19 protein-coding genes and 1 tRNA gene are annotated in these 22,750 nt (G+C 40.4%); 13 read left to right on the top strand and 7 right to left on the bottom strand.

Annotated elements, in window-relative coordinates; genetic code table 11:
- Positions 1-31: 31 nt before the first annotated feature.
- Entirely contained in the window at positions 32-628 is a 597-nt protein-coding gene (locus tag AC0N32_RS05840) for a Crp/Fnr family transcriptional regulator (RefSeq protein WP_476392925.1), read from the top strand.
- Positions 629-631: 3 nt separating this feature from the next.
- On the top strand, positions 632-1,246 hold the full coding sequence (locus AC0N32_RS05835) for a DNA-3-methyladenine glycosylase (RefSeq protein ID WP_476392924.1): 615 nt from the start codon (positions 632-634) through the stop codon (positions 1,244-1,246).
- A gap of 72 nt (positions 1,247-1,318) precedes the next feature.
- On the opposite strand, the gene AC0N32_RS05830 is transcribed toward AC0N32_RS05835, so the two are convergent.
- A complete protein-coding gene (locus AC0N32_RS05830) occupies positions 1,319-1,939 on the bottom strand; it encodes a DUF4142 domain-containing protein (RefSeq protein ID WP_476392923.1) in 621 nt (206 codons plus the stop codon).
- A gap of 192 nt (positions 1,940-2,131) precedes the next feature.
- Here AC0N32_RS05830 and xth point away from each other — a divergent pair, with 192 nt between their 5' ends.
- From xth to AC0N32_RS05790, 8 genes are all read left to right on the top strand, one after another.
- Positions 2,132-2,902 (top strand): exodeoxyribonuclease III, encoded by a 771-nt coding sequence (xth, locus tag AC0N32_RS05825; protein WP_476392922.1) that lies wholly within the window; start codon positions 2,132-2,134, stop codon positions 2,900-2,902.
- A 94-nt stretch (positions 2,903-2,996) separates the two neighbouring features.
- On the top strand, positions 2,997-3,398 hold the full coding sequence (locus AC0N32_RS05820) for a Fur family transcriptional regulator (RefSeq protein WP_476392921.1): 402 nt from the start codon (positions 2,997-2,999) through the stop codon (positions 3,396-3,398).
- A 318-nt stretch (positions 3,399-3,716) separates the two neighbouring features.
- Complete coding sequence (locus tag AC0N32_RS05815) at positions 3,717-5,714, top strand: hypothetical protein (RefSeq protein WP_476392920.1); 1,998 nt, start codon at positions 3,717-3,719, stop codon at positions 5,712-5,714.
- Positions 5,714-6,754 carry an HlyD family secretion protein gene (locus tag AC0N32_RS05810; protein ID WP_476392919.1) on the top strand — a complete coding sequence of 347 codons (1,041 nt, stop codon included), beginning with the start codon at positions 5,714-5,716 and terminating at the stop codon, positions 6,752-6,754. The genes AC0N32_RS05815 and AC0N32_RS05810 overlap by 1 nt, the downstream gene beginning before the upstream one ends.
- A 6-nt stretch (positions 6,755-6,760) precedes the next feature.
- Positions 6,761-7,714 (top strand): TackOD1 domain-containing metal-binding protein, encoded by a 954-nt coding sequence (locus AC0N32_RS05805; RefSeq protein WP_476392918.1) that lies wholly within the window; start codon positions 6,761-6,763, stop codon positions 7,712-7,714.
- A gap of 5 nt (positions 7,715-7,719) precedes the next feature.
- A complete protein-coding gene (locus AC0N32_RS05800) occupies positions 7,720-9,027 on the top strand; it encodes a glycosyltransferase family 2 protein (protein ID WP_476392917.1) in 1,308 nt (435 codons plus the stop codon).
- A 47-nt stretch (positions 9,028-9,074) separates the two neighbouring features.
- Positions 9,075-11,102 (top strand): LVIVD repeat-containing protein, encoded by a 2,028-nt coding sequence (locus AC0N32_RS05795; RefSeq protein ID WP_476392916.1) that lies wholly within the window; start codon positions 9,075-9,077, stop codon positions 11,100-11,102.
- A gap of 106 nt (positions 11,103-11,208) precedes the next feature.
- The gene (locus AC0N32_RS05790; RefSeq protein WP_476392915.1) at positions 11,209-11,580 is read left to right on the top strand and encodes a response regulator transcription factor; all 372 of its coding nucleotides are present in this window, start codon (positions 11,209-11,211) and stop codon (positions 11,578-11,580) included.
- 101 nt (positions 11,581-11,681) lie between these two features.
- On the opposite strand, the gene AC0N32_RS05785 is transcribed toward AC0N32_RS05790, so the two are convergent.
- From AC0N32_RS05785 to AC0N32_RS05770, 4 genes are all read right to left on the bottom strand, one after another.
- Positions 11,682-13,154, bottom strand: coding sequence for a TolC family protein (locus AC0N32_RS05785; protein WP_476392914.1), 1,473 nt, complete (start codon positions 13,152-13,154; stop codon positions 11,682-11,684).
- Positions 13,147-16,308 (bottom strand): efflux RND transporter permease subunit, encoded by a 3,162-nt coding sequence (locus tag AC0N32_RS05780; protein WP_476392913.1) that lies wholly within the window; start codon positions 16,306-16,308, stop codon positions 13,147-13,149. Before AC0N32_RS05780 ends, AC0N32_RS05785 begins: the two co-directional genes overlap by 8 nt.
- Before the next feature lie 15 nt (positions 16,309-16,323).
- Positions 16,324-17,409 carry an efflux RND transporter periplasmic adaptor subunit gene (locus tag AC0N32_RS05775; protein WP_476392912.1) on the bottom strand — a complete coding sequence of 362 codons (1,086 nt, stop codon included), beginning with the start codon at positions 17,407-17,409 and terminating at the stop codon, positions 16,324-16,326.
- A gap of 95 nt (positions 17,410-17,504) precedes the next feature.
- Complete coding sequence (locus AC0N32_RS05770; RefSeq protein ID WP_476392911.1) at positions 17,505-17,900, bottom strand: hypothetical protein; 396 nt, start codon at positions 17,898-17,900, stop codon at positions 17,505-17,507.
- 664 nt (positions 17,901-18,564) lie between these two features.
- Here AC0N32_RS05770 and AC0N32_RS05765 point away from each other — a divergent pair.
- Complete coding sequence (locus tag AC0N32_RS05765) at positions 18,565-19,377, top strand: class I SAM-dependent methyltransferase (protein WP_476392910.1); 813 nt, start codon at positions 18,565-18,567, stop codon at positions 19,375-19,377.
- Positions 19,378-19,516: 139 nt separating this feature from the next.
- On the opposite strand, the gene AC0N32_RS05760 is transcribed toward AC0N32_RS05765, so the two are convergent.
- Both AC0N32_RS05760 and AC0N32_RS05755 read right to left on the bottom strand, forming a co-directional pair.
- The gene (locus tag AC0N32_RS05760; RefSeq protein ID WP_476392909.1) at positions 19,517-20,011 is read right to left on the bottom strand and encodes a GNAT family N-acetyltransferase; all 495 of its coding nucleotides are present in this window, start codon (positions 20,009-20,011) and stop codon (positions 19,517-19,519) included.
- 197 nt (positions 20,012-20,208) lie between these two features.
- The gene (locus AC0N32_RS05755) at positions 20,209-20,769 is read right to left on the bottom strand and encodes an NADPH-dependent FMN reductase (RefSeq protein ID WP_476392908.1); all 561 of its coding nucleotides are present in this window, start codon (positions 20,767-20,769) and stop codon (positions 20,209-20,211) included.
- A gap of 184 nt (positions 20,770-20,953) precedes the next feature.
- On the opposite strand from AC0N32_RS05755, the gene AC0N32_RS05750 reads away from it, so the two are divergent.
- A tRNA-Ser gene (locus AC0N32_RS05750) sits at positions 20,954-21,041 on the top strand.
- A 582-nt stretch (positions 21,042-21,623) separates the two neighbouring features.
- Positions 21,624-22,646, top strand: a complete 1,023-nt coding sequence (locus tag AC0N32_RS05745) for a helix-turn-helix domain-containing protein (RefSeq protein ID WP_476392907.1) — start codon at positions 21,624-21,626, stop codon at positions 22,644-22,646.
- The last annotated feature ends 104 nt before the right edge of the window (positions 22,647-22,750 follow it).

Here is a 22,750-nt window from a genome sequence, read left to right as displayed (position 1 = left end):
AAAAGCTGATTTAACACTAAAAAAAGAACTCATGCTGATTGAAGAAGAAATTTTATTGTCATACGGTGCTTCTATAGAAGATTTAAATACTTCCGACACTATTTTTAATGAGGGTGATACACCAAGGAAATTTTACCAGATCAGGAAAGGCAGAATCAAGCTGAACCACTATGATGAAGAAGGTAAAGAACTCATTCTTGCCGTATTGCATGAGGGCTTCAGTGTATGCGAGCTTCTGCTGTTCATTGATAAAAAATATCCGGTAAATGCCATCGCCATCGAACCTACGGAAATCATCACACTTCCGAAAGAATCTTTTACCAGAATCCTGGATGAAAGCCCTGAGATTTCCAGAGATATCAATACTTTTCTTTCCAAGAGGCTTTATTTTAAATATATCATGCTCCGAAATAATACCTCGCTCCATCCTGCCGTGAGGATAAAAGGTGCGCTGGAATATCATAAAAGCTTCAGTAACGATCAAGGTAAATTCTCTTTTGAAGTTCCTTTCACCCAGCGTGAACTGGCAGCCATTACAGGATTGCGCACGGAAACCGTAGTAAGAACGATCAAAAAACTGGAGAAAGAGCAATATCTAAAAATCATTGAAAGAAAAATATATGTTTAGTCTATGATGAATTCAAAAAAACTTCAGAGACCATACTTCCAAAATACGGATGCCGTTTTTCTGGCGAAGGATCTTCTGGGAAAAGTACTGTTCACCCATAAAAACGGACAACTTACCGCCGGAATCATCACTGAAACAGAAGCTTATTTCGGAACGGAAGACAAAGCTTCCCATGCGTACGGATGCCGAAGAACAGCCCGTACCGAGGCCATGTACCAGCCGGGAGGAATTGCTTACATTTACTTATGTTACGGAATACATTATCTTTTAAACATTGTTGTTTCAGAAAATGATGATCCTAAAAGTGTCCTGATAAGATCCGTTCAACCCTTTAGAGGCATTTCTTTCATTGAAGAGAGACGGAAAAGATCTGCTGCCGAACCATCCGTTTCATCCGGACCGGGTTCTCTTTCAAAAGCTTTGGGAATAGACCTTTCCTTTAACAAAAAACCACTTACGGAAGATGAAATCTGGATTGAAGATCATGGTTTAAGGTATCGTGACGACGAGATCGTTTCTGCGCCCAGGATCGGAGTTTCTTATGCAAAAGAACATGCATTGCTTCCTTTGAGGTTTTATGTAAAGGATAACCGTTTTGTAACCCAAAAATCAAAATAAAAATTCCGGAGATCTGTTGCAATCTTCCGGAATATATTGGATTTATAATAATGAATATGTTGTTTTCGAAAGTTATTTTACGGCTTTCATCGCTTTTTCGGATTCCATAAGATGGTGCTCAAGTGTTGGAAGCGTAGTGCTGGCGAAAGATTTCAGGGAAGCTTCCGAACCCTCTGACGCCTGTTTTTTGAATGCTGCAATATCTTCCTTGTGATCGGCTACCATAAGATTTGTGTAGGCCCGGTCAAAATCTGCTCCTTTTTTTGCTTTAAGCTCATCATACTTTTTCTGTTGATCTGCATTCAGGCTTGTCGGCAAAGCATATCCTGAGGCTGTGGCCCATTTCTTAAGTTCGTCGTTTGCTTTTCCGTGATCTTTTACCATCATGGCTCCTAAAGATTTTACGGTGGCATTGCTGGCATTGGTTGCGGCCAGTTCGCCCATCATGACTTCCATCATCCCTCCTTTTGCGGCTGCATCGGCAAATGATTTATCCTGTGCGCTTAATGTTTTGTTGGTTGCGTTGGCATCCGGCATGGCAGTGGCAGCCGAATCTCCTGTTGCCATTGAAGTATCTGCAGGAGCAGACATCGCTGCTGTAGTGTCTGTAGACTGATCGGCAGTCGTCGTTTCATTTTTCTTGCAGGCCACTATAGCAGCAACTGCCAGAACAGTTAGAATTGAATTTTTCATAATATTATATTGTAAAATGGTTTTAAAAAAAAGCAAGAATTATTGCTCACGCTGATAGTAACAATTTATTTGCCAAAGTTTTACAAAAGCAAAGTTTATGATACCACATTACCATTTTATTATAAATCTTTATCAGGCTTAAAATTTTTGGTGGAACAGATATTGTTAAATTTCAAATCTAAAGATCAAGCTATGAAAATTGCAACATATAACGTAAACGGAATCAACGGACGATTGCCTGTCTTACTCCGCTGGCTGGAAGAATCGCAACCTGACATTGTCTGTCTTCAGGAGCTGAAAGCCCCGCAGGAACGTTTTCCCATTAAAGAAATCAATGCGGCAGGTTACAATGCTATCTGGAAAGGGCAGAAAAGCTGGAACGGCGTTGCCATCCTTGCCCGCAATATGGAAATTACGGAAGTTCAGCGATCGCTTCCCGGCGACCCTGAAGACGAACAAAGCAGATATATTGAAGCCATTATTGACCAGATCGTGATCTGCTGTCTTTACCTTCCCAACGGAAATCCGTATCCCGGGCCTAAGTTTGACTATAAACTCAACTGGATCAAACGTTTCAGGAAAAGAACAGATCAGTTTATTAAAATGGATCTTCCGGCAATCCTGATCGGTGATTTTAATATTATTCCCACTTCTGCAGATGTTTACAAACCTGAACGCTGGGAAGACAATGCTCTTTACCGTACCGAAGTAAAAACGGCTTACCGACAGCTTCTCAAAAAAGGCTGGAACGATTCGATCCGGACGCTTTATCCCGATGAGCAGATTTATACCTTCTGGGATTACCTGTACAAATCGTATGACCGCAACGCCGGAATGCGGCTCGATCATATTCTTCTGAGTCCATATATAGCAGACCGTTTAAAATCCGGAGGTGTGGATAAGCATGTCCGGGGATGGGAAAAAAGCAGCGATCATGCTCCGGTCTGGATTACTTTAGATTAAGGATTATCTGGTATTTCCCTGATTCGAAATTATAAAATCTTATTGTAACTTTGTTGCATCAGTTTAAAGCGATAAAAATATTTGGATTCTTACCATGAAACAGACCCGTAATACCCAGGCAAAGACAGAGATACTGCATTTATTAAAACAGACCGGAAGCGCTATGTCACACGGTGAATTACAGGAAAAGCTGAACGGTCTTTGTAACAGAGTGACGATCTACAGGGTTCTGGAACGGTTGGAAAACGAAGGCAAAATACATAAGATCATTAATGTAGACGGTGTGGTAAACTATGCCATATGCCATGACTGCCGGAAAGAAAACCATTCGCACAACCATCTTCATTTCAATTGTGAGCAATGTAAAAAAGTAATTTGTATTGAAAATATCACCCCTGAATTAAATCTTCCCAAAAACTTCATTGTAAACCGATATAATCTTGTCATCAGTGGAATTTGCCCAGTGTGTCAGAACTTACCAAAGGCTAAATCGTAAATTGTAAGAAAGCGAAAAATATGGTTTAATTATTAAATAAACCTTAAATATTCACTCCTTCTCCTTCGCCACGTTTAAAATTAAATATTTAGATAAAATCTATAACTATCAGAAGTAAATTTTAAGTTAAATCAAAATAATTGCAAATACCTTACAGAATCAATATTTTGTTAATTATTCACCCTTTGAAGACATTTTAAAAAAACATTAAAATTTACGTAACATAGGAATTTTATATTTTTAATTTCAATCCAAATCCCTAAATTTGCACAAAACTTATTCCTCAGTATGCGAAAAACGTTACAAATTCTACTATTATTGAATTTTTTCATTTTCTTTAACGCTCAAAACAAATCAACCGTAAACATCAGTCCGAAATCTCTAAGTGTTCTCACTGCGGAGTACAATAAAATTTATGAAGCGGCCAAAGAAATCATGGCTCATCTTTTAGACGATCATAAAAATAAAACGGAAGACAGCCATTTCAATTTTGCCAATCACAATACTTCATTCAATGATAATGAACTGAATTTTGATTCAAAAAATACGGAATTTAAAAATAAATTACACCTGAACTGGGTTTCTGACATGAGTTATAACTTCAGCCCCGGCTTTGGTGATGACGACAACATTTTCTACCGTGCGAGAGTATCTTCGGGACTGGACTGGCTTGCGCTGGGAGAAGGAAGCCTGAGAAATCAGAAAATCCAGAATTCTCTAAACGATAAATTAAGAAAAATCGATCTTTTAGAAAAAGTAAAATATAAAAAAGAACTGAATTACCGTTCCAATCTCGACCAGGTAAGAAAGGCTTTTGATGAAAAGAAGATAAGCCTTCTATCCGATTATGAAAAGCTTCTGAAACTGCAGAATGATTTCACGGTGAATCAGAATAAAGCCGGACTGAAAAATGCTGCAGAAACAGCACAGTCGAAGTACCGTCTCGATAAGGTATCCATCGAAAAAAAATCGCTCGAAAGCCTTCTCAAAACCCCTGAAAGCAAAACTTTCACCGGAAATATTTTAAACTCTGATATTCCGGAACTTACCCCTGCTGAGAACATCGACCTTAGTCCTTTGGTGAAAGACAAAGAAGCAGCCCTGAAAATGGAGAAGGAAATTGCTGATATGAAACGCAGAAGAGACAAGCAGCCGGATCTCAGATTCAAATTGAGATACAACTATTATTCTGCTTTGTCCAGGGACCGTAATTTTGCCAGTGTCGGAGCGACCCTAAATATTCCGGTAAGCAGAAGCAAGACCGATCTTGAGAACGACAGCGATCTTAAACTTAAAGAAAATGCGCTTCAGGACATGCAGATGATCTACCGAGACAGACTCATTACTTTGTATAGAGAATATTATCTCCTGAAATCTGAAATAGATGTACTGGAAAGTGAAGTGAATTATCTGGAGGCTGAACTTAAAGTAAATGCCAGCAATGAAAAAAGCAATACATTCAGCCCTGCCGCCTACCTTGCCACAGCGGAAAAACTCTTAAATAACCAAATACAGATCTGTGATAAAAAGTCTGATCTGTATGAAAAATATCTTGAATACAATATGATATCAGGAACCGACAACCAGGCCAAAAGCCTGCAGAGTAATAATCTTAATGATGACAATGCCGGTAACGAAACCTATATCTGGAGCAGCTTTTTTACCAACTACTCCAATGCCTATATTATTGACTTAATGACTCACTGGCACATCAACCGGGTCTTTTTATCGATCGGTAAAGTAGCAGATATGGTGAAGGTAGCCGACTTTATGGCTCTGGCAGCACAAAATAACATCCAGGTATACCGCCTTATCGGTGAAAATTCGTATGCCAAAACAGATGATGGTTTTACAGATCTTCAGGCAGCCCTTCAGGATGCTAAAAATATGGGATTTGCCGGTGTTCACCTGGATATCGAACCTCATACTTTTGATGACTACAAGGCTAATGTAGATCTTTATGCACAAAGGCTTATCAACCTGTTTACCAGTTCGAAAACATGGTGTGACCAGAATAATATGGATTTGGGGGTAAGCGTTCCCATGCAGCTTCCGGCAGAGGTAGCTACCGCTTTACATGACAACAGCATTATGACATACATTATGGCCTATGATGTTCTTACGCTTGATAAAAAACTCAATAAAACAGCCCTCATCAGAAGCATATTAGGAACCGATTATTACGTTTGGGTATTCCGCATTAATGATTTCCAGGTTTTCAGTGATCTTATGGATGCAGAAGCTTATGTACAGGCAGCGGGTGTTGTCAAAATCGGATACTATGATTTATCACAAATGAATAATTTCAAACCATAATGGAAATCAATTTTAACGACGATAAAATAACGGAAGAATCTTACGAAAAGCCTGTTAAGAAGCGAAGATGGGACCGCTGGATCTACCTGGCCGTCCTGGCGCTTATTGCATTTTCTGTGCTGAGATGGCTGATATCATCATGGTTTTTCAATTATGCTGACGGTTTTCTGAAACAGCAGCAGTTTGATGTGAAATTTACCAGCGATATAAGAATTCTGAAATATAATGTGAAAGAAGGTTCATCTGTAAAAAAAGGTGACACCTTGTTCAGCTATGAATTTTACGACACCAACTTCCGCAGAACAAGCGTTCAGGATTCTTTAAAAAACCTTGTTGACAATACTACCTATGAAAATCAGATAGCCTCCATCAATTCTCAGATCATCAAGAAGAAAAGCCTGGTTGCCGATATGAAGAAAAGAGTGGCTTTCTGGCAGAGTGAGAAAAAAAGAAAAGAAAAACTGGTATACATTAACCAGATCACTCCCAACGAGCTGGCCAACGTAGACCGGTCCATTGATGACCTTACTTACGAAATCGCTTCTTTAAACGCCGATATCAAAGCTCTGAGCAACGAAATGGATAAGATGTCTTCGATCAACAATCATAAAAATCTTTTGGCACAGGAGGAAAACAGAGCGTCTACCATCCAGAATTATTACATCTCGACGGTTAACGGGACAACAGACCGTTTTCGTGTAACCGACGGTCAGGTGGCTTATAAATCTGACATTGTAACTTCAATTGTACATAAGAGACAGTTTGTGCAGGCCTATATAGACATCAGCGACCTGGATGATTTCCATGAAGGAGATAAGGTGGCCATCAAGCTTCCGTATGGATTTAATAAAACCCTGACCGGACAGGTAAAAAAAATCTATTCCATATCCGAGATAAAGGATAATACCCTGATCAATAAAACGTTGAACGAAAACAAATACGGGGTTGTGATTGATATTGTTCCTATCGACGGAAAATCATGGGAAACCGTGAAGATCAGTAACATTCCGGTAAAAGTCAGAAAACTAAAATTTACATAAAAACCGATGCCTGAAAAAATATTAACCCTTGAAAACGGAATCACCGCTCAGTTGCTGGATGAATTTGTGGACCGAAATGAAATTCCTGATCCCGAAAAAGCGGATATCTGGATCATCAATAACGAAAAAGCATTAAACGTTATCAAATTCCTGATTTCCGTGATCAGACATCCGGATCAGAAGGTTTTTCTTAAGCCTGTCTTCCTACAGAAAAGTTTGAAAAAAATCTATAAAGAGTATAAAAATTATAACCTTAAACACTTATGTGACGGCTATATTCAGGACCTGGATATCCGGAACAAAATTCCCCAGATAAGGTTTATTTTAAATTTTATCAAAAAACGTGAGATCGCTTCTTCGCTGCCCATGGAGGATCTGCTGAAGAAAACACTGCTGTATTATTATTCCAGAAATAAAAACATTGAATTTTACGAAAGCGCAGGGTCTCTCAGCGGGTATTCCTATCCGAGGATAGAGGCCTACTACGACACGGCCGAAGACGCTTTTGTGCACGGAAGAGCCTTGCTGAATGGAGCTTACAAGAGCGATTACCTTCGTAGGGACTATGTAGACACCTCCCACGTATGCAAGAAATGTAATTCAGGGTTTCTGAACTATCGTGAAGAGTGCCCGAAATGCAAGCAGCACAACCTCCAGGTAAGGGTGCTTATACACCACTTCAGATGCGCTCATGTTGCTACGGAACAGAGTTTTCAGCAGGGAGACCGTTTGGTATGTCCAAAATGCAGCATGGAACTTAAAAATCTCGGGGTTGATTACGATAAACCCGGAAAAGTTTTCTACTGTCTGAATGACCGGTGTAAAAACGAATTCCAGAAACCTCTGATCGGGGTACACTGCATCAACTGCAAAACCGAGCAGGCACCGTCTGAGCTGAAGCTGGAAAAGATCTACCAATACGAACTTGCCCAGAAAGCGATTAATGAAATACTCCTTTAAACCAAGTGGAAAGCTTCTGGGAAATCATTTATTCTAACCTGAGATATTCGGACTGGTCTACCATTCTGAACTGGGGCTGGTATGTGTTTATCATCGATATTCCCCGGTTTCTTATTCTGGAGGTTGTCGTTCTTTTCGTAACCTTCAGGAATCGTTTCATCAACGAAGATGCATGGATCTTAGCGAAGAAAAAACTGCTGCGTGAGTCTCCTTTGGTCACGGTGCTTGTTCCGGGGCATAATGAAGGGAAGCACCTTCATAAAATGGTCACTTCCATGCAGAAGCAGACGTATAAGAATATTGAAATCATCGTCGTGGATGACGGCTCTACCGATCATACAAGAATTATCGGCAGATCTTTTGAAAAACAGGGACTGATCAGTAAATTTCTCCGTTCCGAAATACGTGGGGGAAAAGCGTCTGCAGCCAACCTGGGACTGAAATATTCAAAAGGGAAATTCATTGTGCACATTGATGCAGATTCCTCGCTGGATCATGATGCCATCGAAAAATCATTGCTCCCTTTTTATGTCCGCAAAGACATCGGCGGCGTTGGCGGAAACCTCATGGTAAGAAACGACCGGGATTCCCTTACGGCCACCATGCAGTATCTTGAATACCAGCAATCGATCAGTATTTCGAGAATTGTGCTTTCCAGCCTGGGGATTTATAAGATTATTTCCGGCGCCTTCGGGGTTTTCCCGCGAAAAGTCCTGGAAAGAGTCGGTGGCTGGGATGTCGGGCCGGGCCTTGATGGTGATCTTACGGTAAAGATCAGAAAGATTGGCTATAAAATTCATTTTGAACAATCGGCCGTCTGCAACACCCACGTTCCTGTAGCATGGTCAAAACTGGCAAAACAGCGGTTGCGGTGGTCGCGTTCACTAGTCCGTTTCAGGCTGAGGAAACATTATGATATATGGCTTCCCAACAAGAATTTCAGGTGGTCTAATTTCTTTTCTTTCTTTGAAAATGTATTTTTCGGACTGGTTCTGGATATCACCTGGATGATTTACATGATAAGAATCATTATTGAGAATCCTGAGTTCTTAGTTTTTTGGCTGCCTTTCAAATATTTAGTATATTTGCTGCTGTATTTTACACAGTTTCTGATTTGCTTGTTAATAGTGAAAAATAAAAAGAAATATTTATCAAAGATCATTTACGTTCCGCTTTACCCTTTGTATATGGGTTATTTCATGCGTATCGTAAGAACGATCGCCTATTTTGATGAATTATTCTTTTATGATTCTTATAAAGACCCGTGGAACCCGCAGAAAACTTCTAAAAAAGCCCGTGAATTCGGTGCATGATACTACTTTTACTTAAACAACCCTTATAAAATAAAACTTAACCCTTAATGACTAGAAAGCTAACCGCAGCAATGGGATTTTTCCTTCTTGTTGCTGCAACCGGATGTTCGTCTGAAGACAGTCTTCTTCCTGACAACAGTGAGAGTTCCAAATCCATTACCAATGGCGACATTACCCTCCGTTACGGAAACGGTGATCTCAGCCAAAGTATTGAGATGAAAAACTCTGCAGTGAACTTTGTAAAATTTGACCCAAACAGTCAGAAATTCTCTTCTGCTGCAAAAAATGTGACGTATACCCCAAACCTTTCAGGAGCCATCGCAGCGACAGGAAGCAACTGGTATAACATCAACAACGGAGAAACGTATTACATTCCTGAAGGAACTACTTTTACCGGTGGATTCAACTTCAATTCTGCCGGAAAAATCATCATTCTCGGAGAATTAGGCGGATCTAACTGGATCAACGTACCGAATGGAGGTAAAGTGGAAGTAGGAAACAACGGTAAAATCTCAAGTTCGGCCAATTTCCACCTTAATTCAGGAGGACGATTAGACAACTACGGATTTGTAACCTATACAACAGGATCTGTGGATGGGATCATCAACAATTACAACAATTTAAACTTCAACAATTCTGAAAGCCTTAACGGAAGCTCTACTGTAAACAATTACTGCAGAATGGTCTTTAATGCGCAGAACAATTACCTTAACGCCGGCCTTAACAACGAAGGATATCTTACGTTTGAAAAAGGTTTTCACGTTAACGGGTCCGGAGTTCTGAACCTTAAGCCTCAGTCGTACACTGAAGTAACGGGAGGCAGCGTGTCCGTAGACGGTAAAGTAAGCAATAGCGGAAGCGGTGTTGCCAGAATGGATTTTTCAAACATGTCTTTCAGCAACCTTAATGCATCGCCTGCGTTTACAGGACTTATCGACATGAACTTTGTCAATACTTCTTATTCGGTATTACAGAGCAACAACAAAATCAACAACCAGGTTACTTTAAATACCAATGCCTATATCGCTGCAGCAGACTGTACCCCTCAGAAAGGTATTGCTCCTTGCTCAGACGACCAGTTGCAGTTTACCCTGGTAGCGAATGTGGTAAGCCCTGTGCTTAGCAATACGACATTAAGTGCTACGGGAGTGACCATGAACAATGGTTTTGCTTATGTTTCTTACCATACGAATGATGCCGCTGCAGGAAGCACTACGAAAGGAGCGATCAGAATCCTGAACGTTACGGATTACAACGCGCCATCTCTGGTAAATGAAGCTTTATTCAACAATATTGAATTTAATAATGTTGACGTGGTGAATAATAAGCTTTATGCTGTCGGTGGTGATAAAAACGGTGCAAAACTGGTAACATCCCCGCTTACGAATAACGTATTCAACACTCAGGATCTTTCTTCATTCCTGAACTATAAACTTCCTAGTTCTACCGCAAAAAATTCTTATTTCCTAAATAATTATTTGTATGCTTCAACAGGAACAACCGGTGGAGGATTCTTCAAGCTTGATCCTAGCAACGGTTATGCTATAGCTGAGCAGTTCAATTTTGCAGGTGAAAGAGCTAAATATGTAGCGCACAACAATACTTACCAGGTATTCTTAGCCACTCAGGCAAACGGTGCTTCTCTTAGAATTGCCAATAACGACGGATCAAATCCGAAAGTTTACAATTACCCAAGTCTTACACAATCTGTAACCGACGGGAAAAATGTAATCGTTCTGGATAATGAGTATGTTTACCTTGCATTAAGTGATAAAGGGGTAGCTAAAATCAGACTAAGCGACGGACAGCTGATGAACAGTTTCGTACCGAGAAACTTTAAAGTGAACGATCAGAATGTATTCAGCCAGACAGGTCTTACCAATGCTGTTGCTGTAAATAACTGTTATCTATATCTTGCCAATGGTACCGACGGTGTTATTGTTTTAAACAAAAACACATTCAAAGTAGTTGGATATTACAAACTTAACGGTTCTGCAAACTACATTTATATCAACAATAACCTTGCATTTGTCGCTACCGGACAGGCAGGTCTGAATATTTTGAAGATCAATTAATTTAAATTAATTATTTCTTAAACATAATCCGGAATATTTTCCGGATTTTTTTTGTGATTTATTTAATCATGTTAAAGATTGGCTCTGTTTTTGCGATGCATGGAATATGAAAACAATTTTTATACTTGAAGATGAGACAGGCATCAGAGATGCATTACAGCTACTCCTGTCGTTCGAAGATTATGACGTTCGTTCTTTTTCTACCGTAGAAGCATTCAATAACAGAGATCATTCGGTTGTCCCGGACATCTTTATCCTGGATGTCATGATGCCGGACGGATCCGGAATTGATGTCTGCAACGAGCTGAAATCGCAGCCTGCAACGGCCCATACTCCTGTAATGATCATGAGTGCCCATGCGAAAGACCACGAAGTGATCAGCAGATGTGATGCCGACGAATTTGTAAGTAAGCCATTTGATATTGATGCGGTATTGCTGCAGATCGAAAACCTTTTGGTTCCCACGAATTCAAACTAAGATGTATAGATTATTTCTGTAGATTTTATTTAAAAATAAATCAAAAAGAGCTTGCCGGTGACCGGCAAGCTCTACGATTAAAGAATTGGTATGAAAAGATATTATTTTTTTCTGATGTCCGGAGCAACCAGCGGATTCTGATCCCATCCTCCACCGAGTGCACGATAAATCGCGACACTTGCTTTCAGCTGATTCACTCTTTTCTCTACGAGTTCAAACTTAGATTCCAGAGCATCCCGCTGGGTCAGCAAAACTTCCATATAATCTGCCCGTGCATATTTGAACAAATCATTGGAAATATCAATAGACTTCGTTAAAGCATTAACTTCTTTGGCCTTGATATCATAGCTGCTGTTCAGGTTTTTAATTTTAGAAAGCTGATTGGCCACTTCGATATAAGCCCCCAAAACCGTCTGCTCATAATGGTAAACCGCCTGCACCTGTTTTGCATTGGCATTATAATAGGCTGCTTTAATGGCATTCCGGTTAATGAGCGGTGCGGTAAGTTCGCCCGCTAATGAGAATAAAAAGGATTCCGGTTTAATAAGATAGGCAGGATTGAAAGCCTGTAAACCAAAGCCTGCACCGATGTCGAGTGAAGGATAAAACCTTGCTTTAGCCGATTTTATATCCAGCTTTGATGCGGCAAGTTCATACTCAGCCTGCTTGATATCAGGGCGGTTTTCCAGCAATTCTGAAGGAATACCCGCATACACAACCTGTGGTACGACCTCATCAAAGTTATCATGGCTACGCTCTACCGGCTGTGGAAATCTTCCGACCAGGTAATTGATTTTATTTTCGGTCTCTACGATTTTCTGCTGAATATCATACTGCATTCCCTGGGTTTTCAAAACCTGTGCTTCGAAACGCTTTACTGCCAGCTCGTTGGACCGGGCATTCTTTTTAAGCTCTTTGATAATACTTAAAGCATCATTCTGAATTTTAATATTCTGATTCAAAATAACAAGCTCGTTATCCATGGCAAGCAGTTCGTAATATGAATCGGCAATCTCCGAAATCAGGTTCGTCATCATAAAATTCCGGCCTTCGATGCTGGCGAGGTATCTTTGAACCTGCGCCCGGGTAGCATTATGAAGTTTTCCCCAGATGTCGGTTTCCCATTTAGCCTGAACGCCCACGCCAAAATCAAACAGCGGGTCCGGCATCTCTCTTCCCGGCTCTATTTCCGTATTGGCTTCCATGGCGCCGATATTCGTATATCTGCTGACTTTATCGACTCCTGCTCCGGCTTTAAGGCCTACAGAAGGAAGGTACTCCCCTTTTCGTCCTTTGATCTCGTTTTTTGAGATTTCAATTTCCTGAAGCATAATATTCAGCTCCTGATTGTTTTTAAGCGCTTCATTGATAAGGGCCTGAAGGTTCGGATCGCTGAAATACTCATTCCATTTCATCTTCCCTGAATTGGTCGTGCTATTGTCCCCGGGAGTATAATTCTCCGGTACACTTCTGTTTTCGGCACGCTGCTGTATCTCTACAGGTTTGCACGCTGCAAGGCTAAGCAGCAGCATGACTGCTGTACACTGATATATTTTATTTTTTCTCTTATTCATAATGGATCATGTCTTCGCTTAATGGTGATTCGTCTTCATCTTTAATCATTTTCCTGCCGTCTGATAATTTGGCAAAAATGTAATACAATCCGGGGATCACAATCACTCCGAAAAGAGTACCGATAAGCATTCCTCCCAAAGCTGAAGCTCCGATGGTGTGATTTCCTATGGCACCCGCCCCGCTGGCAAAAACCAAAGGAACAAGCCCTGCGATAAAGGCAAAGGATGTCATCAGGATCGGCCTGAAACGTGCTCTTGAGCCTTCAATAGCGGCCTCCAGGATAGAATCTCCCGACTGTCTTCTTTTAACCGCAAATTCCACGATCAGTACCGCATTCTTACCAAGCAAACCGATAATCATGATGAGTCCTACCTGTGCATAAATATCATTTTCCAGTCCCATAGCCTTTAGCAGCAAGAAAGATCCGAAAACTCCTACAGGAAGGGATAATAGTACCGCAAAAGGAATGATAAAGCTTTCATACTGGGCAGCAAGCACCAGATATACGAACACCAAAACCACAAGAAATACGTACACCGCTTCATTACCACGCTGGGCTTCATCATAAGACAATCCTTCCCAGGCCACTTTATACCCGTGAGGAAGACTTTTGGCGGCGGTTTCATTAATGGCCTGAATCGCATCCGCCGTTGTATAGCCTTCAGCCGGAAGTCCGCGAATAGCCGCCGAGTTGTACATATTGTAGCGTGTGATTTCGTTTGGCCCCTGGGTTTTCTTCAAAGTCATGAATGCTGAATAAGGAACCATTTCATCATGATCATTTTTCACATACAGATTCATGATGTCCGAAGGGAGCCTTCTGAATTCCGGAGATGATTGAACATATACCTTAAAAAATTGCCCGAAACGTATGAATCCCTGTTCGTAGGTACTTCCGATCAGAATATTCAGGTTATCCATTGCTTTACCGATAGAAACGCCTTTCTGCATGGCGGCATTGTTATCAAATACCAGTTCGTACTGAGGATAATTGGCCGCAAAGAATGTGAAAACACCGGTGAGTTCTTTTCTTTTTTTAAGCTGGGCAATGAAGTCCTTATTTACTTTATCAAAATCCTGGTAATTGGTGGTTCTGTTCAGATCAAGCAATCTTACGGAAAATCCTCCTGAAGATCCGAATCCGGGAACTGCCGGCGGTTCAAAAAACTCAATGGTAGCCCCAAGGTTTTTTGATTTTTCCTCAAGCTCTTCCATAATTTCTTTCACATTATGCTTACGGTCGCCCCAGCTTTTGAGGTTGATAAGACAGGTTCCGGCATTGGATCCACGGCCTTCGGTCATGATCTCGTATCCTGCCAGCGACGAAACAGATTCTACACCGTCTACGCCCTGACATATCTTCTGCAACGCTCTTGAAACCTTATTCGTCTGCTCCAGCGTCGATCCCGGAGGCGTCTGGACAATGGCATAAATGGTTCCCTGGTCTTCGTTAGGGATAAATCCTCCCGGAAGTGTTTTATTAACGATAAAAATTCCCACACAGAAAGCAGCCAGGATTCCCCAGGTAACTACTTTTCGGGTTACAATCATTCTTAAAAAAGAAGCGTATTTACCGGTAATCCTATCAAAACCTTTGTTAAATGAATCCATCGATCTGGTAAACAGGTTTGATTTTTTAGGCTTCCCATGATTGTTCTTCAGTAACATGGCGGCTAAAACCGGTGTTAGCGTCAATGCTACCACAGCAGAGATGACTATGGAACTTGCCATGGTAATGGAAAACTGGCGGTAAAAAGTTCCGACAGGTCCGGTCATAAAAGATATCGGGATAAATACCGCTACCATGACAGCAGTTATGGCAATGATTGCTCCTGCAATCTCTCCCATTACTTCTTTTACAGCTTTGTAAGGTGAAATATCATTCTCTTCCATCTTCGCGTGTACAGCCTCTACGACCACAATAGCATTATCCACTACAATACCGATGGCCAATACCAACGCAAAGAGCGTTACGAGATTTATGGATAATCCGAAAAGCTGGATCACGAAGAAAGTTCCGATCAGGGAAACCGGGACGGCAATAATCGGGATCAATGTCGAACGCCAGTCGCCCAGGAATATGAATACCACAATAGCCACAAGGATGAAAGCATCTCTCAACGTATGCATCACCTGCTCTACCGAGGCATCCAGGAACTGGGAAACATCATAGCTGATCTTATAATCAACTCCCGGCGGGAAGTTTACTTTCATTTCTTCCAGTTTTGCCTTTACATCTTTAATTACGTCATTGGCATTACTTCCGTAGTTTTGCTTTAATACGATGGAAGCCGATGGGTGACCATCCAGATTGGAATAAATATCAAAAAACTCACTTCCCAGCTCTACCTTCGCCACATCTTTCAGCTTGATATTTTCTCCTTCTGAATTTGCGCGGATGATGATATTTTCATATTCTTCGGGAGTATTGTACTGTCCTTTGTAGGTCAGCACGTATTCCAGCGACTGTGCGGCAATCCCGGAACTCTGCCCGATTCTTCCGGGACGTCCGATGATACTCTGCTCACCGATGGCTTTCATGACCTCGTCCACGGAAAGATCGTAGGCACGCATCCTGTCGGGATTCAGCCAGATTCTCATGGCATATCTCCGGCTTCCCAAAATCTGTGATTTGGCAATCCCGTGAATACGGTTGATCTCCGGGATGATGTTTACCGTAGCATAATTGTATAGGAACTTTTCATCCATGTCCTTACTGGTACTGTACAGGTTGACGTACATCAGCATACTTGGCTGAATCGGGTTTACCACTACCCCTTCTTTCTGTACCAGTTCAGGAAGCAAAGGCATCACCTGATCTACTCTTGTTTTCACCAATACAACTGCGGCATTGGGATCTGTTCCGGGGTCGAAAACAACATTTACGGTGGCTTCCCCAGCACTGGTAGCATCCGTTGTGATATACCGCATGCCCTGCACTCCATTGATGGCATTTTCTATGGTAATTAATGAAGATTTCACCAGAACATCAGCACTGGCACCTGGATATGCGATGGAAACCGCAACCGTGGTAGGCGCAATTTTCGGGAACTGTTCTGTAGGCAGCTGCTTGATGGCTAACCCTCCGATAAAGAGGATCACCACCGAGATGACAATGGCGAAAACCGGTCTGTGTATTACTTTTTTAAACATAATTCAGCTTTTGGGTTATTCTGCATACAGATCCAGATTAGACATTACTTTTTCGGGCTTCTCGTATTTTGAGTTGATTTTTTGGTTTTCCTGTACCAGTCTCAATCCGTCAAGAAGGATTCTTTCATCTTTACCGAGACCTGAAGCGACAACATAAATATGCGGCAGTTCAGCAGCAACTTTTATTTCGCGGGCTTTCACCTTATTATCCTTGGTGATCACATAGACATATTTTTTCTCCAATTCTTCAAACGTGGCTTTCTGAGGAATCATTACAGCGCCGGGATATGGTGAAGTGATGAGAATATTTCCGGTTTCGCCATATCGTAAAAGTCCTTTAGGATTTGGGAAGGTCGCTCTGTAAGCGATATTTCCGGTTTCATTGTCGAAATCGGATTCTATGGTTTCTACAACCCCTTCCTGCGTAAATTCTTTTCCATTCGCCATTTTTAAGCGAACATGGAGCGGTTCGTTATTCTTTCTTTCATCCATCTGATTCAGGTATTCAGCTTCGGGAACATTAAAATAAACCCACATTTTGCTGTTGTCCGAAAGTTCTGTGATGAGTTCCCCGTCATCGACAAGACTTCCTTTACGAACGTGTAATTTTCCTACGATGCCTGAAAACGGAGCGCGGATTTCAGTAAACTGAAGATGCGTATTGGTGGAAGATAATTCTGCTTTAGCCTTTTCATACCGGGCTTTAGCCATCGCCATTTCCTGTGGGGCTACGATATCCTTGTCGGATAGATTTTTGGTATTCTGGTATTCGATTTCGGCATATTTAGCTTCTGCTTTAGCACGGTTGACATCCGATTCATAAAGATTCGGCATGATCTTAAACAGAAGCTGCCCTTTATGAACGAATTGTCCTTCATCGACATAAATGGACTGGATATACCCTTTTTCCTGGGCGCAAAGTTCAATGTGGTTGATGGAACGGATCTGCGCCACATATTCTTTATCAATCAATGTATCTTTTACCAGCGGGCTAGTCACATTAAAAGTTGCAGATTCGGTTTTTTCTTTTTTCTCGGAATTACAGCTTATGCACCAGAGAATAAGGCACAGATTTACATACATGAGACTTTTCTTGACCATGATCATAATGTTTATAATAATTTAAATTTGAAAAATAGGATTACCGGCTCTCGGGATGAAAGCCATTAAAATTGTTCGGAAAAAAGGCTAGAATTTCACAGCCTGATGACTCTGTACTGGATGTACAGATCATCGTGGGAAGGATTTAAAAGTTCAGTATTGGAAAGGGAAACCGCTATTTTCCTGTCATGGAAAATGGTAACAAAATCCGGGATCAGATGACCGAATTCTGTTTTGGCAATTTTAAGAACATCTGTTGATCCTGCCGAGTCCTGATAATCATCATTCTCATTATCATTTTCGGAAAGATTTGCTTTTAATTTACTGTAATTTGAACGACTGATATCGTAATGAAGACCCGCATTCTGCTCATCAAGAATGAATGAATTTGTTTTTTCTTTTTGCAGGATACTAAAATCAGTGTGAAACTGAATGTCGGGAGTGTCATTACCGGAAATATACTGCTGAACCTGCCCATAGTACCAACTCATAACGGTTGCCAGGACAAACAGTACACTGTATAAATATGGATAAACCCTCGTCTTCATTGCAGCGACAAAGATAATGACTTAAAAATAATCTGAAATATAAAATGAGATTAAAAAAACGTTAAAAATAATATTTAATTGAAAGCCAAGCCCCATACAGCCTGGCTTCCCATGAGTATTATTCTACTTTTCCCGGTTAATGCTCTACTTCACTACGGTAATGGTCTACTTCACTCGGGTAACGGTCTACTTCACTACGGTAACGGTCTACTTCACTACGGTAACAGTCTACTTCACTATGGTAACAGTCTACTTCACTATGGTAACAGTCTACTTAACTACGGTAACGGTCTACTTCACTATGGTAACGGTCTACTTGCCTCGGGTAACGGTCTTCTGACCTCGGGTAACGGTCTACTTATCTTGAGTAACGGTCTACTTATCTTGGGTGTCAGTCTACTAACCTCGGGTAAAGCAATTTTTATTGTATTCATAAAGCTTTTTCTTACTACGAACTGATGTTATATATTTAAAATTAAACGAATTGTATATATTTGTAACATCAAAATTGTTTCTTAAATATCATAAGACGCTTTCTGCGTCATTTGTCCGGTTTTTTTCTTATGACCGGATGTTATTTTATTTAATATTTATCTAAAGAAACAAAATGAATCTTATCGACCCATCAATTGATCGCTTCTACACGAAGAAACAGGAAGAAGCAAGACTTTCAGTAGGTTTAGGGCCACTGGAATTCGAAAGAAATAAATCAATCATTCAACGTTACCTCAGGGAACATTCCCATATCGCTGATATAGGTGGCGGTCCGGGACATTATGCGGAATGGCTTGCCGGTCTTCACCATCATGTTGTACTTATCGACCCTGTAAAAAAGCATATTGATCTGGCCAGGAAGCGCTCGAGGCAAAATAATCGCTTTACATGCATCCTTGGTGAAGCCCGTAATGTATCCTTACCGGATAAAAGTCAGGACTTGGTCATTTTACACGGTCCCTTATATCACTTACAACAGCAGGAAGACCGGCTGGCAGCGTTGAAGGAAACCAGGAGAGTTTTAAAAAAAGACGGAATTGTTTTAGGATTCGCGATAACGCATTCTGCTTCTGCCATTGCGGCCCTGCATAGCGGGCTCATTCATAACAGTGAAATATTTGCTATGTGTAAGGAAGAATTATCTTCAGGTGTTCATCATCCACCCGAAGAATTTCCTTTTATACTGGCGGATGCCTTTTATCACAGGCCTTCGGAATTAGTTTCAGAATTTGAAATGGCCGGCTTTGAGCCTATTGAAGTACTTCCTGTAGAGGGAATTGCCTGGCTGGATGGCAACTTTTTTGAAAGCTGGGCAGATTCTGTTAAGCGCAACCGACTTCTGCAATTGGTTCAATTCACGGAAAAAGACATTGAACTCCTTAGCTTCAGTCCACATATTGTGCTTGCCGCCCACATTAAAGATTGAGTATTTTAAGTTAAGCAGATACTAAGGTGATACATAAGAAAAACTGAACAATTTTATTGCTACCCAAGCTTTATTTTTGTTCAGTTCTTCTGATAGATAATGTACTGTTTAAAAAATTTGATCTAAAATAAATCCAACGCTAAAGAGCGTCAAGATTACGAATCATCCATAATGTACATGAATGATGCCCGGAATTACCCAATGGTTTATCCAACAGCTTAAACCCCATATTTTCATACATTTTCACAGCTTTGGAAAACTCAGGCAGACTTTCAAGGTAAAGATCCCGGTACCCAAGCTCTTTGGCACTGCTGATGCTTTCGTTCATCAGCATTTTACCAAGGCCTTTGCCTCTGGCGGTGGGCTTCAGGTAAAACTTAACCAGTTCGGCATATCCTTCCGGCAGCCCTTCTGTGGGATAAACACCACAACAACCGGCAATATCGCCGTCAATCTCTCCTACCCAGAGTACAGAGCCCGGTTTGGAGAACAATTGGTACAGATCTGATGTGGTAGGATCCGAATACACTGTTCCTTCTTTTGGGGCATCATGTTCTTCAAAAGTGTCTTTAATAAGTTTCGCAAGCGCTTCGTTGTCTGTCGCTTTTACTTTCCGGATATGTATATTTTCCATAATCAATACTTTGAATGAGTGACTTTAACCATTCATCTTAATAAACTTCATCAACCTGATGACGAAATAAGATTTAGCTCAATTTATGAAAAAATAGCGGAAAAGTCTTTCCTCTACGGGAAAAACTACCATTGGAGAGTCAATGAATGACATTGGTGAGAATACGAGAAAAGAAAATCCTGCTTAAAACAGGATTCTTAGCTTTTCTGTAATCTTCTGAACCAATCAATATAGGCTTCTACAGAGGTCTTCAGGAATTTCTTGTTTTCTTCCTCTTTAATGTTGTCGTTATCATCAAACCATTCGTCGATTTTTGCTATGTAAACTTCCGGTTGCTGCATGGTCTGCAGATTAAGGTAGACAAAGCATTGTCGCAGATGATGATTGGCTCCAAATGCTGAAATATTCCCCGGTGAACTGCTGAAAATTGCGGCAGGTTTATCGTTCCAGACACTGTCTTCCGCCGGTCTCGAGCCGATATCCATTACATTTTTGAGAACCGCAGGAATCGAACGGTTGTGTTCAGGTGTGATGAAAATAAATCCATCCATTTCCTTTAATGTTTGCCTTATCTTCTTGTACGACTCAGGCGCTTCATTAAAATCATCGAAATCCTGGTTGTATACCGGGAGACCATCTATTGCTATGATCTCAAATAAAAAACCCTCAGGCTGAAAAGCGGCAACCGCTTTTGCTATTTTTTTTGAAAATGATGCTTTGCGTAAACTTCCCGCAATAATTCCAATTTTGTAATTCATAATGTGTATAATTTCGCTGAATCTTTCAAGAACCAAGCCATAAATTCCTGATGAGAAATTGAAAATTCTCATTCCTCATCCCCTCTTCTAACGCTTATTATAATTCCTGAAATTATTTTTTGCCCGAATTGAAAAATATTTCTATATTTGCACCACTGAAAACGACGGTATCACCGGAGTTAAGGGAGAGATGGCAGAGTGGTCGATTGCGGCAGTCTTGAAAACTGTTGACTGTAACAGGTCCGGGGGTTCGAATCCCTCTCTCTCCGCCAGGTTAGAAACCAAAATAAGCTAAAACGCTGTAAACATCAATGTTTACAGCGTTTTTTGTTTTACGCTAGTATCAAAAAAAATCAAAATAGTCCATATTTTCCTTACCTGCTGTTAAAAACCTGTAGATTGCAGTCATAAGGATAAAAATTTCAATGGACTGCATTTGCGTCTTGTCAAGTCTCTGACTTTTCTATACGGATCACTACATTCAGGCAGTCGGAATCAATTCCAAAAAAAATAATTAGACATATTGATGGAAGCCTGAAATCTTTTTGCAGAAGCTCCGGGATCTCGGATTACGGATACCCAAAAAAGATTTTTTCGGCAAGGACAACGGAATAGATTTACTACAGAAAATCAGGCGACCTTTAAAGGAAATATAGCAGAATATAAGTTTTAAAGAATCAGAATATTTTTTTGATCTAAAAAATAATCAGATAAACTAAATTTGCTTTTTAATAAAAACGATGAGCAGTTACAACTTTCAGGAAATATCAGCATTTACAGGAATCTTCCTTGTATTTTTTCTTGCTCTTTTTTTGTTAACCGTTAAGACAAAATATAAGTTAAGTAACCGCTTATTGGCTTTTTTCCTTTTCTTAAATGCCATTGACGGAATTAAATTTTTAATGCGGGAATTCCCGGTCAATTATATCAATCTTGAAGCATTTCGCTGGAGTTTTGTCTATCTTGTTCCGGCCTCATTCTATCTGTATGTACTGTCAGTCTGCTATTCCAATTTTAGCTTAAAATCAAAGCACTTGTTACATACTATACCTTTTGTTGCCTACAGTATTTATCTGGTCTTGGAAATATACATAGTCGACCGGCCTGCCAAGATATTGTTCTTAAACAAAATGAATGACATGCCTTTGATGCAATTTTTCCAGTTTCTTTTTGAATTATTGTTCCAGGTGTATTTCATTGCTTCATTCCTGGTTATTAAAAAAGCCAAGACCGTATATCTGGAAAATTATACGAATCCCGATATTTCTGCACTGGATGCGCTAAAGAAAATTACAATTTTGTATTACGCTTTGCATTTTATAGTTCTTATCAGATGGTTGGTTACTTTTATATTTGGGTTGGGTGAGATCAGATCCTGGATCGTCATGTTTGACGGTTTTGCATTTTTATTCTGTACTTGCTGGTACTTGTTTGTTGCCTTACATAATCCGGAGTTCTTTCGCGGCGTGAATTCAGATCTGAAACCCTTCAGCGACACAGTTCCGATACAAAAGAATGAGCCTTTAAACCTTGATGAAAAAACGGAGGAAATTCAGGCATTAAAAGATTACATGCAAGAGAAAGAACCCTATTTGGATTCTTCATTGACCATTCAGGATTTGTCAGAGCAAGTTCAGATCCCCGTAAAAGATCTATCTACTTTGATAAATCTCTATATGGATAAACATTTTTTTGATTTTGTGAATGAATACAGAATTGAAAAAGCCATGCAAATCCTTAGAGATCCCGATCAAAAAAAACTGACCGTTTTGGAAATCTTATATAAGGTGGGTTTTAATTCCAAATCTTCGTTCAATACCTCATTTAAAAAACACACAGGGAAAACACCTACAGAGTACCGAAAACAATCCTTATAAAAATTAATTATTTTTTGAAAAAATGAGTTCGATTTTTTTTAATCGGTCGCGTGCTGAGTCTTTTCGAGGGATATTTGCAACAGATTAATTAAAATAATAAATGT

The sequence above is a fragment of the Chryseobacterium endophyticum genome (assembly GCF_056333165.1).
The sequence above is the reverse complement of the archived record's forward strand: the minus strand, read 5'-3'. Positions and strand labels throughout refer to the sequence as shown.